The organism is Thaumasiovibrio clandestinus (genome assembly GCF_047250365.1).
Classification (GTDB): domain Bacteria; phylum Pseudomonadota; class Gammaproteobacteria; order Enterobacterales; family Vibrionaceae; genus Thaumasiovibrio.
On record NZ_JBLBVL010000011.1, the window covers coordinates 35,135 to 46,904 of the forward strand.

Consider the following 11,770-nt stretch of genomic DNA (forward strand, 5'->3'; position numbering starts at 1 on the left):
GATAATTTCAGCACAAGAATAATGAAGAGCTTATTAAGAAACCGTTTAAAGCATTTGTGGCAACTCCTGATCTTGGCCTTCTGTTTTGGAGGCTTGGTGTTAATGCTCGAATATGGTTCGCAGATTACCATTCAAAACAATCAGATTATCAGCCAACAAACACACACCCTGACACGTCTGGTCATACGTCAAGCAGCAAAGTCAGCCGCCCCATCGATTGCCCAAAGTAACCAGCAAGCGCTGGAAGCGCTTATTTTGCAACTCAGTGAAGAGCCTCTTATTCTTGATGCAACGCTCTACGATCTTGAAGGGGTGACCATTGCACGCTCACCAAATGCAATGCCACTGAGTCAAACACTCGGGTTAAATACCCCCTTAGCTATGGCTAGCCTTGGTCGACAACAAGTGGTGGAACCTATTCTTTATCAGAAGCAGGTCGTGGGCTTTTTGCGTCTCACGATTGAACAAGCCAATATTAATGCCGTTGCGAACAATCAAGCAGACAAAATGATCAATACCGTCAGAGGGCTCGTTTTGGGCGCGATGTTTATGGGGCTACTTCTCGCCCTCACCTTTGGGCAACGCCGTGATATTCGCCGCTTTCAATATCTGCTCACCTCAAATAAAAAATAATCCGTTATTCATGGCGTAGGTAAAATTCTTACCTACGTCTTAAAGCCTCGTCAAACTCGCCTATATCTCACACTGACACTTTGCTGACGTTGGGGAGACAAAAAGCGCTACAATACCCCTACCTTTTAGAGCGCGCTTTCGTGCTTCCTACTCGCACAATAAATCAAACATCATGACACCATTTTTTCGTAATTTTTCTATCATCATGTTGCTTTGGCTAATACTTACTGCCACAGTCGCCGCACAGCCACTCAATATATTAATCTATCACCATATTGCTGATGACACCCCTCACTCTACCTCAACCCGTGAGGCACAGTTTTACGCCCAATTAGATCATTTTGAGCAGCAAGGTTACCAGATCGTTGCCTTAGACCGTGCATTAGAGGCGTTGCAGGCTGGCGAGTCATTGCCAGCAAAAAGCCTGGCGCTTACCTTTGATGATGGCTTTGCATCGGTCTGCGATAGAGTTTACCCAGAACTAAAGCGCCGTAATTTGCCGTTTACGGTGTTTGTCACCACTGATCCCATCGACAACAACTATCCGGGTTACTGCAGTTGGGCCCAGCTTAAAGCCATGGCAGAGAATGGCGTCACCATTGCCAATCACACTACTGACCACGCCTACCTCGTTCGACAAGCGCTGGATGACCCACAGTGGTTATCACAAGCGCAAAACAATATCACCCGTGCTCAACAGCGCATTGATGATGAAATTGGTTACGCACCGAAGTTGTTTGCCTACCCTTATGGTGAATATAACCTTGAATTAAAGCAGTGGCTAAACGCACAAGGCTATATCGCCTTTGGTCAGCAATCAGGCAGCATTGGGAAGCACAGTGATTGGCAGGCCTTACCGCGCTTTAACGCATCTGGCCACTACGCTGGTATTACGTCATTACGACACAAAATATCCGCCCATCCATTAGCCGTCGATTACGCCCAATTACCCGACCCACTTACACGCAAGCGTCGGCCAAGTATGACACTGACACTAGACCCATCCAGTGTGGCCCACTACCCACACTTACAGTGTTACCTTAATGGCACTGCTATCGAGGTAGAGTGGCACTCCAGCCACTCGCTGACTGTCACTCCGCCAGACGCCCTCTCGACTGGTCGCCATCGCGTTAACTGTACAGCACCACACCGTCAGGGTAGCCCATACTATTGGCTATCTCAGCAATGGCTCATTGTGGATTAAATCTGGCGACATGAAACCAAATAACGCCCATAAAAAAAGCAGTGGCTTTCGCCACTGCTTAACGCTTCAACTTAGTTGATTAGACTTGCGCCCCCTATTCAGCAAATAGGGAGATGGCAAAAACGTAATTACGCTTCTTCTGCATCACCAAGTAGTACTGACTCTAATGCAATTTCCATCATCTCATTGAATGTCGTTTGACGCTCTTCAGAAGTGGTTTGCTCACCGCGGAGGATGTGGTCAGATACGGTACAAATGGTTAGTGCTTTCGCACCGAATTCAGCCGCAACACCGTAGATACCCGCCGCTTCCATTTCTACACCTAGAATGCCGTACTTATCCATGGTGTTGAATAATTCAGGCTCTGGCGAGTAGAACAAGTCAGCCGAGAAAAGGTTACCCACTTTCACTGGAATGCCTTTTGCCTTCGCGGCATCTGCAGCGTTACGAACCATGTCGAAATCTGCCAACGCAGCAAAATCGTGACCATGGAAACGAGTACGGTTGATTTTTGCATCAGTCGATGCGCCCATACCAATCACAACATCACGCAATTTTACGTCATCACGAACAGCGCCACAGCTACCGACACGGATCACTTTCTTCACGCCGAAGTCTTTAATCAGTTCCGTCACATAGATAGAGCATGATGGGATACCCATACCATGGCCCATAACAGAGATACGGCGACCTTTATATGTGCCAGTGTAGCCATACATATTACGTACGTCACACACCTGAACAGCGTCATCAAGGAAAGTGTCTGCAATGTACTTTGCACGTAGTGGATCACCCGGCATCAGAACTACGTCTGCAAAATCACCCATTTCAGCATTAATATGAGGAGTTGCCATTCTTTTATCCTTTATCTTGTTATTGGAGTTACAGGAAAGACTTACCGTAGTCCATCGCTGTTGTTTCAAAATAGTTTGCTAAGCTCTGACCGATGTCAGCAAATGTGTCTCGGCGTCCTAAAGAACCCGCTTTAACACCATGACCATACACTAACACTGGGATGTGTTCGCGTGTGTGATCTGTCCCTTGCCACGTCGGATCACAGCCGTGATCAGCGGTTAAGATCAAAATATCGTCTTCACCCATTTTCGCCATGAGTTCAGGCAAGCGCTGATCAAAATACTCAAGTGCAGCGGCATAGCCCGCTACATCGCGGCGGTGGCCATAAGCTGAGTCAAAATCAACAAAGTTGGTGAAGATTAAGCTGTTGCTTGGTGCCGTGTCTAGCTGATTAAGCGTCGCATCAAACAGAGCTGGAATCCCCGTTGCTTTGACCTTTTGAGTGATCCCGCAGTTGGCATAGATATCAGCAATCTTACCAATTGAGATCACTTCGCCATTTTTCTCATCGACCAATTTTTGCAGTACGGTTTCCGCTGGCGGCTCTACTGAGTAATCGCGACGATTCCCCGTCCGCTCAAACTGACCTGCGCCACTGCCGGTAAATGGACGCGCAATAACACGACCAATGTTATATCCATCTAGCTCTTCGCGCACCAGTTGACACAACGCAAGCAAGTTATCTAGACCGTAGGTCTCTTCATGACAAGCGATTTGGAACACGGAGTCTGCTGACGTATAGAAAATCGGCTTACCGGTTTTCATGTGCTCTTCACCTAAGTCATCGAGAACTTGCGTTCCTGATGCATGGCAGTCACCTAAATAACCTGGAAGATTGGCACGCTTAACGATACGGTCAAGCAATTCGGTAGGGAAGCTGTTAGTTTTATCGGTGAAATAACCCCATTCAAACAGAACAGGAACACCCGCCATTTCCCAGTGCCCAGAAGGCGTATCTTTGCCTGAAGAGAGCTCTGCTGCATGGCCATACGCTGCAACGATCTCAGCATTCTCATCAAGACCGACGGGAAAGCTCCCTGTTGACTCTTGCGCAGCCAAACCAAGACCGAACTTGGACAGGTTTGGCAGCGTTAGCTTACCTTGGCGATTACCGTTATCAGCAAGCCCCTGAGCACACTGCTCAGCGATATGGCCTAAAGTATCTGAGCCCACATCACCAAACTTATCAGCATCGGCGGTGGCACCAATGCCAAATGAGTCAAGAACACAAATAATTGCACGTTTCATATGATTTACCTTATACATCCTGCGGAGTTATACGTCGATAAACCTCAGGCGTCGCTTGATACGCATCATTGCCAATTTTAACCGCAGCACGAACTTCCGCCGCTGCTTGTTGCCACTGTTCTTCACTGTTAGCGTGAACGACAGCCAATGGTTGATCTTGGCCAGCTTTATCGCCAAGACGAATCATCTCTGCTAAACCCACACTATAGTCGATACTGTCAGAGGCCACACGACGACCACCACCCATACCAACAACAGCCATACCTAATGCGCGTGTATCCATCGCAGTTACAATCCCAGACTCGGTCGCATAAACTGGTTTAATGACGCCTGCATTGGTGAGGTAATTATCGTAGTTTTCCACGAAATCGGTTGGACCACCAAGGCCTGCCACCATTTTACCGAAACGCTCAGCAGCACTGCCGTTTGCCAGTACAGCATTCAACTTATCACGCGCTTCTTCTTCCGTGCTCGCTAGTTTTGCATTCAGTAACATGTCTACGCATAGCGCCATCGTTACTTCATACAAGCGCGGGTTTCTTTCCCCCTCGCCAGTCAGGAAGCGCACCGCTTCGCGTACTTCTAACGCATTACCGGCGCTGGATGCCAGCACTTGGTTCATGTCAGTAAGTAGTGCCGTCGTCTTGGTGCCGGCACCGTTCGCAACAGCAACAATCGCTCGTGCCAACTCTTCAGATGCCTCATAAGTTGGCATAAAGGCGCCAGAGCCGACTTTAACGTCCATCACAAGAGACTCTAGCCCCGCGGCCAGTTTCTTAGATAGGATAGACGCAGTAATCAATGAAATGTTATCAACGGTTGCAGTCACATCGCGGGTCGCATAAACGCGCTTGTCTGCAGGTGCCAAGTCACCCGTCTGACCGATAATTGCGACGCCAGCCTCTTTAGTCACTTGACCAAAGACTTGGTTGTCCGGTGTGATGTTATAACCTGGAATCGATTCAAGCTTATCTAGCGTACCGCCAGTGTGGCCTAAACCCCGTCCTGAAATCATCGGCACGAAGCCGCCACATGCTGCGACCATAGGGCCGAGCATTAAAGAGGTAACATCACCCACACCGCCCGTTGAGTGCTTATCAACAATCGGGCCGCCAAAATTCATGTGAGACCAGTCCAAAACGGTCCCTGAGTCACGCATTGCACACGTTAATGCCACGCGCTCATCCATTGTCATGTCATTAAAAAACACCGCCATGGCGAATGCGGCAATTTGCCCTTCTGATACAGTATCAGTGGCAATGCCTTGAATAAAGAAGTTGATTTCTTCACGCGTTAACTCAATGTTATCACGCTTTTTGCGGATAATTTCCTGCGGTAAAAACATACCTATATCCCCTCAAAGTAAAGACGCTAAATTAAACAAATATGGCGCTACTTTTACTGCAGCGCCATCGTTATGATTAGTAGCCGCCTTGCGCCGCTTCTTCGCCTTCACCTAGAGTATGTAGCAAGTTTGCCAACAAGCTTGACGCACCAAAGCGGTAGTGTGCTGCATCAGCCCACTCAGCTCCTAGAATGCGATCAGCCATTGCTAGGTATTCAGATGCATCTTCTGCCGTACGCACACCACCTGCAGGCTTAAAGCCAACACGCTCAGCCACACCCATCTCTTTAATCACATTAAGCATGATCTCAGCGGATTCAGGGGTTGCATTCACTGGCACTTTACCGGTTGAGGTTTTGATGAAATCAGCGCCTGCATTAATTGAAATCTCAGAGGCTTTACGGATTAACGCCTCTTCTTTTAGCTCACCAGTTTCGATGATCACTTTTAGCGTAATCTCACCACACGCTTGTTTACATTGCTTCACTAGCTCAAAGCCAACGTTTTCGTTACCTGCAATCAGTGCGCGATAAGGGAAAACAACATCAACTTCATCGGCACCGTAAGCTACTGCCGCCTTAGTTTCTGCAACGGCGATCTCAATATCGTCGTTACCGTGAGGGAAGTTAGTAACGGTTGCGATCTTCACATCCGGTGTTCCTTGCTCGCGCAGGGTCTTCTTTGCAATAGGAATAAAGCGAGGGTAAATACAAATAGCAGCGGTATTGCCTACCGGGCTTTTTGCACTGTGGCACAATTCAATCACTTTTTGATCAGTGTCATCATCATTCAGTGTGGTTAAATCCATTAATTTTAGTGCACGCAGTGCAGCTACTTTTAATTCGCTCATGACTATCTCCAGTCCTAATACGTTCTACCAAGTAATTATGTATACAGCTCTTTTTTCCGTCAGTTGCATGACGGTCTGGCTTTATAACCAGAATGAGCGGGCTTGGTTCCTTGAAGACTTAGCCTTCGGCTAATTAACATCCTTGTTTACCGCACGAATACTAACAACCTAGTGATGGTTAGTTTCGCTACAGTGGCCATCTGAGCCACCGTTTTCTCAGCCAGTGTATCAAGCCCTCTGCCGTCTCTCTATGGCTGAACTGTTTCCAGCAGAGGCATGAGTTTTTCCCCTGTGCACCAATCGTTGCTCAGGAAAAAAAGCGTTCTATGATCCATTGATAAGCCATTCCGCCAGCATAAACACCAAATATGCCCATCACACCTGACAATACAGGCGGAGCAGGGATGGGTAACTTTATCGCCGAAAACAGAACCCCAACAACAAATCCAGCAATTAATGCCAAAATAACTTCTTGCATCTTCATTCACCTTTTCTCTACTAAGCCCTCATAGTGTAGACGTTGAGTTTCGAGCGAGAGGTGAAAAAAAGACGTTACATAGCGTGAAAAATTACGCGTCGTTGCATAGAGGAAGAAAGCAAACGTTTTGCATCAACAAGGCAAAGTCAGCTAATTTTCTCGCCCTAAAACAACAAACGCCACAGCAAGCTGTGGCGTTTAATCTAAAAGCTGTGTGCTTTTACAATGCTAATGTTAGGAAGAAACCAGCAATGGTTGCTGCCATCAAGTTAGACAATGTACCAGCGACGATAGCTTTCACACCCATGCGTGCAATGTCACCACGGCGCTTAGGCGCTAGGCTACCAAGGCCACCTAGAAGGATAGCGATTGACGATAGGTTAGCAAAACCACATAGAGCGAATGAGATGATTGCTTTTGTCTTCTCAGAAAGAGCAACTGGCGCTGCATCACCTAGGTACTCAGCAAAACCTGCATAAGCAACAAATTCGTTCGCAACGGTCTTCAAACCAATGAACTCACCAGCGATGGTTGCTTCCGCCCAAGGAACACCGATCAACCAAGCTAGAGGAGCAAAGATTAGACCTAGAATACCTTCTAGCGTTAGGTTAGGAAGACCAACCCAACCACCGATGCCACCGATAATGCCGTTTGCTAGAGCAATCAGACCGATAAACGCGATAAGCATTGCACCAACGTTTAGTGCTAGTTGCAGGCCTGAAGCTGCGCCGCTTGCTGCTGCATCAATAACGTTTGCTGGCTTGCTGCTGTCATCACCGTCGATATCGTGCAGTTGCTCGATTGGCTCGTCAGTTTCTGGCTTGATGATTTTAGCGAAAAGTAGACCACCTGGTGCTGCCATGAAAGATGCAGCAACTAGGTACTCAATTGGCACGCCCATTGAAGCGTAACCCGCCATTACACCACCAGCGATAGAAGCTAGACCACCACACATTACCGCAAATAGCTCAGACTGAGTCATCTTAGGAACGAATGGGCTAACAACCAAAGGTGCTTCAGTTTGACCAACAAAGATGTTTGCCGCAGCAGACATTGACTCAGCACGTGATGTACCTAGTGCTTTTTGTAGTGCGCCACCAAGGATTTTAATTACCCACTGCATTGCACCGATGTAGTACAAAACAGAAATCAGTGCAGAGAAGAAGATCAGAGTTGGTAGTACACGGAAAGCGAAAATGAAGCCACCACCGCCGAATACTTCAAACATGGTGTTCGACACTAGGCCGCCGAATAGGAACTCGGTACCGCTGTTACCATAATTGATAACGCTTGATACGCCATCTGAAATGCTTTTCAGCATACGTTGGCCCCAAGGGACAAACAAGATAAATCCGCCCAGCATAAACTGGATTGCAAACGCACCACCAACGGTACGCAAATTAATTGCTTTACGGTTATCAGATAGTAATACAGCGATTGATAGCAGTACCACCATCCCAACCAGACTCATGATCAGACTCATAGTTAAGGGGTTCCTAAAAAATTTGGCGTCTCGACAGTTTTAGCTCAAAAAGAGTTAGGCGCATTATACTGATGCGCGCGGCAATAAAGTAATGCTGTCATCACACTTTTAAAAGCAATAGTCGTGCAACACGGTATAGGTATGTGATCCAGCTCACACTAATTACACAGAGATACGCAAACGTTCCGCGCAAACGTTTGCGAGAAATATAGAGCAAGAACATTCACACAGCAAATAATTGCGCACTCGTTCGATAGAGAACAGGCATCAATTCCTCTTTACTCTGCCCTTTTAATTGGGCCAGCTCGGACAATATAGCAGGCAAGTGACGTGGGTGGTTAGGCGCTCCTTGTTGACCATAAAGCGGCATATCGGGTGCATCCGTTTCAAGCACCATCGATTCAATCGGAATTTTACTTATCGCATCACGGGTTTTCGCTGCTCGCGGATAAGTTATGGTGCCACCTACACCTAGCTTTAATCCTAGATCGATCAACTGGCACGCTTGCTGATAACTACCGCTGAACGCATGATAGACCCCACCATACTTAGACGGCGTATTTTTTAACTGTCGAACAAGTTCATTAAACGCTTTACGACAGTGCAAAATAACAGGCAATTGGCATTGATCCGCCAGCATCAATTGATACTCAAGAGCCTCATGTTGCCGATGGCGTAAGTCTGCCGAGGTCGCTGCAACAAAATCCAGACCACACTCGCCGATAGCAACACATTGAGCGCCACGTATCGCTAAGGCATGGGTCAATTGCTCTATCACATCATGCGGCTGCTGGGCTAAAAATACGGGATGTACCCCCAGCGCAAAGTAGATCTGGGGATACTGCTCGGCTAACTGAGCGAGGCGCAGCCAGTTTTGCTGACCAATTGCGGGGATGATGATTTTCTCCACGCCCACCTGTGACGCTAGCGCTATCTGCTTCTCAATATCAGAGAAAACGGCAAAATCTAAATGACAGTGGGTGTCAATCAACACCTTGAGCCCTCACTCGTCAACACTTACTGACTTATAATTTAGTCCAACTTACTCATGATATGAAAAGAGTCACCCAAAGGGTGACTCTTTCGACATTTAAACGCTATTGTGATTAGTGCTCGCGAGTCGCACGGAAGTTAACCTCAGGGAAGCGCTCAGAAGCCAAGTTCAAGTTAACCATGGTCGGTGCAATATAAGTTAGGTTGTCGCCACCATCCAACGCAAGGTTAGATTGGTTTTTACGCTGAAACTCATCCAGTTTCTTAGCATCGCCACACTCTACCCAACGTGCTGTTGCAACGTTTACGCCTTCATATATGGCTTCCACGTTGTATTCAGCTTTAAGACGCGCAACAACAACATCGAACTGAAGAACACCCACCGCGCCAACAATCAAGTCGTTGTTTTGTAGTGGACGGAACACCTGTACTGCTCCCTCTTCAGACAACTGCACTAAACCTTTCAATAGCTGCTTTTGCTTTAGTGGGTCACGAAGGCGAATACGGCGGAACAATTCCGGTGCAAAGTTAGGAATACCGGCAAACTTCAAGCTTTCACCTTGAGTAAACGTATCACCAATTTGAATCGTGCCGTGGTTATGCAGACCGATAATATCCCCTGCATACGCATTGTCTGCGCGTGAGCGGTCGCCAGCCATGAAGGTCACCGCATCTGAAATACTCACTTGCTTACCTAAGCGGACATGATTCATTTTCATGCCTTGCTTATACGTACCGGAAACAATACGCATGAATGCAATACGGTCACGGTGCTTTGGATCCATGTTGGCTTGAATTTTAAACACAAAGCCAGAGAACTTCTCTTCGCTCGCCTCAACATCACGCTCATTCGCTTGGCGAGTTTGTGGCGCTGGTGCCCACTTAGTCAAACCATCTAGCATATGGTCAACACCAAAGTTGCCCAATGCCGTACCGAAGTAGACCGGTGTTAGCTCACCCGCAAGGAAAAGATCTAAATCAAACTCTGGGCAAGCTCCCATAACGAGTTCAAGCTCTTCACGCACACTTTCGGCAAGATCTTCTCCCACTGCAACATCAAGCTCAGGGTTATCTAAACCTTTAATGATACGTACTTCTTGAATTTCATGGCCATGGCCCGACTCATACAAAATCGTCTCGTCACGGTGAATATGGTAAACACCTTTAAACTCTTTACCGCAGCCAATCGGCCATGAGATTGGCGCACATGCCATTCCCAACTCACTTTCTACTTCATCCAACACTTCCATTGGATCACGGACATCGCGGTCAAGTTTGTTCATAAAGGTAACGATCGGCGTGTCACGCAAACGGGTGACTTCCATCAGTTTACGCGTTCGATCCTCGACACCTTTTGCTGCATCGATCACCATCAGGCAAGAGTCGACAGCGGTTAGCGTACGGTAAGTATCTTCCGAGAAATCTTCGTGTCCCGGGGTATCGAGTAGGTTGACCAAACAATTATTGTAAGGGAACTGCATCACCGAGGTGGTCACCGAGATACCACGCTCTTTTTCCATTTCCATCCAGTCAGATTTTGCATGCTGGTTAGAACCACGGCCTTTAACGGTACCGGCTTTTTGGATCGCGTTTCCGAATAACAGTACTTTTTCAGTAATGGTGGTTTTACCCGCATCGGGGTGCGAGATAATGGCAAACGTACGTCGCTTATTGACGTGTTGCAGGAACTCTGACATGGACTTTTCTTCTTGGTTAAGTATGACCACGACGGTATCGTGGCTGGGCGAATTCAACGATTGGGCGCTATTTTCGCTGAATTTAGCGCCAGACTCAAATTAGAATTCGCTTCACCAGCAAGATGTGCGCTTTTTAGCTAAAGGGATTATCGATAAAACAGGTCATAACCAGTGCATCTTCACGACCATTTTTACCTGGATAATAGTCGGCGCGACGGTTTATTTCGTTGAAGCCGAGCTTTTCATAGAGGTGATAAGCGGCAAGGTTTGACGCTCGAACTTCTAGCCATGCTTCTTCACCACCAAGTGCTTCGCTTTCATCAAGAAACGCACGTACCAGTTCAGAGCCATAGCCTTTGCCTTGGTGTGTTGGTGCCACAGCCACGTTTAACAAGGTTGCTTCACCCGCGACGTGCTGCGCATAAAAATACCCCACCAATTCGCCATCAACGACAAGACCGCGATTAAAACCAATTTTAGCTGGGGCTTTGCGAATCATCGCCTCAGACCATGGGTAGGCATGCGCTTGTTGCTCAATCGCCCATACGCAATCTAAATCAACACTTTCCAGAGGGACAATACTACTTTTCATAACCACATATCTGTTGCCAAAGTTGCTTTTTATGCGCAGGCTGTTGAGCCATTTGCGCCAAAGAGACCGATGTAAGCACATTCACGCCAGCTGGCGCCGTTCCACTACACCCTGCAAACCAGCACCACGTTAACTGATGCTCACCCAATTGCTCGAGTGCTTGGCTACTGAGTTGTAGTGCCTGCTCTGGTGACAGTTTCATGCTCGCCAAAATACGCCCAAACAACCATCCGTCATGCTCATTCAATGGTTCATCACAGACAAATAGCAACCGACATGACGCGGGTAGGTCAATCAATGTCGGTCGATATTGAGAATAGTAATGCGGATGGCGGAGCTGCCAGCGTTGTAACCCCATCGCTGTTAATCGCTGATCTGCCGTTAACGTCATC

Annotated in this window: 12 protein-coding genes; 2 read left to right on the plus strand and 10 right to left on the minus strand. The window is 47.5% G+C overall.

The window, feature by feature from the left end:
* Positions 1-21: 21 nt before the first annotated feature.
* Together ACKLNH_RS14305 and ACKLNH_RS14310 are read left to right on the plus strand one after the other, a co-directional pair.
* Positions 22-633: a YtjB family periplasmic protein gene (locus ACKLNH_RS14305; protein WP_413112946.1), complete on the plus strand. Its 612-nt coding sequence runs from the start codon at positions 22-24 to the stop codon at positions 631-633.
* Positions 634-805: 172 nt separating this feature from the next.
* On the plus strand, positions 806-1,837 hold the full coding sequence (locus ACKLNH_RS14310; RefSeq protein ID WP_413112947.1) for a polysaccharide deacetylase family protein: 1,032 nt from the start codon (positions 806-808) through the stop codon (positions 1,835-1,837).
* A 128-nt stretch (positions 1,838-1,965) separates the two neighbouring features.
* Here ACKLNH_RS14310 and deoD read toward each other — a convergent pair whose 3' ends face one another.
* From deoD to ACKLNH_RS14360, 10 genes are all read right to left on the minus strand, one after another.
* A complete protein-coding gene (deoD, locus tag ACKLNH_RS14315; protein ID WP_413112948.1) occupies positions 1,966-2,691 on the minus strand; it encodes a purine-nucleoside phosphorylase in 726 nt (241 codons plus the stop codon).
* A 28-nt stretch (positions 2,692-2,719) separates the two neighbouring features.
* A complete protein-coding gene (locus ACKLNH_RS14320; protein ID WP_413112949.1) occupies positions 2,720-3,940 on the minus strand; it encodes a phosphopentomutase in 1,221 nt (406 codons plus the stop codon).
* A gap of 10 nt (positions 3,941-3,950) precedes the next feature.
* Complete coding sequence (gene deoA, locus ACKLNH_RS14325) at positions 3,951-5,285, minus strand: thymidine phosphorylase (protein ID WP_413112950.1); 1,335 nt, start codon at positions 5,283-5,285, stop codon at positions 3,951-3,953.
* A 76-nt stretch (positions 5,286-5,361) separates the two neighbouring features.
* Positions 5,362-6,135 (minus strand): deoxyribose-phosphate aldolase, encoded by a 774-nt coding sequence (gene deoC / locus ACKLNH_RS14330; protein WP_413112951.1) that lies wholly within the window; start codon positions 6,133-6,135, stop codon positions 5,362-5,364.
* A 307-nt stretch (positions 6,136-6,442) separates the two neighbouring features.
* Positions 6,443-6,613, minus strand: a complete 171-nt coding sequence (locus ACKLNH_RS14335) for a XapX domain-containing protein (RefSeq protein ID WP_413112952.1) — start codon at positions 6,611-6,613, stop codon at positions 6,443-6,445.
* A gap of 220 nt (positions 6,614-6,833) precedes the next feature.
* A complete protein-coding gene (locus tag ACKLNH_RS14340) occupies positions 6,834-8,096 on the minus strand; it encodes a NupC/NupG family nucleoside CNT transporter (RefSeq protein WP_413112953.1) in 1,263 nt (420 codons plus the stop codon).
* Positions 8,097-8,319: 223 nt separating this feature from the next.
* Positions 8,320-9,087, minus strand: coding sequence for a TatD family hydrolase (locus ACKLNH_RS14345; protein WP_413113010.1), 768 nt, complete (start codon positions 9,085-9,087; stop codon positions 8,320-8,322).
* 115 nt (positions 9,088-9,202) lie between these two features.
* A complete protein-coding gene (gene prfC / locus ACKLNH_RS14350) occupies positions 9,203-10,786 on the minus strand; it encodes a peptide chain release factor 3 (RefSeq protein WP_413112954.1) in 1,584 nt (527 codons plus the stop codon).
* Between the two features lie 133 nt (positions 10,787-10,919).
* On the minus strand, positions 10,920-11,378 hold the full coding sequence (gene rimI, locus ACKLNH_RS14355) for a ribosomal protein S18-alanine N-acetyltransferase (RefSeq protein ID WP_413112955.1): 459 nt from the start codon (positions 11,376-11,378) through the stop codon (positions 10,920-10,922).
* Positions 11,368-11,769 (minus strand): DNA polymerase III subunit psi, encoded by a 402-nt coding sequence (locus tag ACKLNH_RS14360; protein WP_413112956.1) that lies wholly within the window; start codon positions 11,767-11,769, stop codon positions 11,368-11,370. Before ACKLNH_RS14360 ends, rimI begins: the two co-directional genes overlap by 11 nt.
* Position 11,770 lies beyond the last annotated feature (1 nt).

Coding starts and splice junctions, on each gene's coding strand:
- ACKLNH_RS14305 (WP_413112946.1), top strand. CDS start 22: ATGAAGAGCTTATTAAGAAACCGTTTAAAGCATTTGTGGCAACTCCTG.
- ACKLNH_RS14310 (WP_413112947.1), top strand. CDS start 806: ATGACACCATTTTTTCGTAATTTTTCTATCATCATGTTGCTTTGGCTA.
- deoD (WP_413112948.1), bottom strand. CDS start 2,691: ATGGCAACTCCTCATATTAATGCTGAAATGGGTGATTTTGCAGACGTA.
- ACKLNH_RS14320 (WP_413112949.1), bottom strand. CDS start 3,940: ATGAAACGTGCAATTATTTGTGTTCTTGACTCATTTGGCATTGGTGCC.
- deoA (WP_413112950.1), bottom strand. CDS start 5,285: ATGTTTTTACCGCAGGAAATTATCCGCAAAAAGCGTGATAACATTGAG.
- deoC (WP_413112951.1), bottom strand. CDS start 6,135: ATGAGCGAATTAAAAGTAGCTGCACTGCGTGCACTAAAATTAATGGAT.
- ACKLNH_RS14335 (WP_413112952.1), bottom strand. CDS start 6,613: ATGCAAGAAGTTATTTTGGCATTAATTGCTGGATTTGTTGTTGGGGTT.
- ACKLNH_RS14340 (WP_413112953.1), bottom strand. CDS start 8,096: ATGAGTCTGATCATGAGTCTGGTTGGGATGGTGGTACTGCTATCAATC.
- prfC (WP_413112954.1), bottom strand. CDS start 10,786: ATGTCAGAGTTCCTGCAACACGTCAATAAGCGACGTACGTTTGCCATT.
- rimI (WP_413112955.1), bottom strand. CDS start 11,378: ATGAAAAGTAGTATTGTCCCTCTGGAAAGTGTTGATTTAGATTGCGTA.
- ACKLNH_RS14360 (WP_413112956.1), bottom strand. CDS start 11,769: ATGACGTTAACGGCAGATCAGCGATTAACAGCGATGGGGTTACAACGC.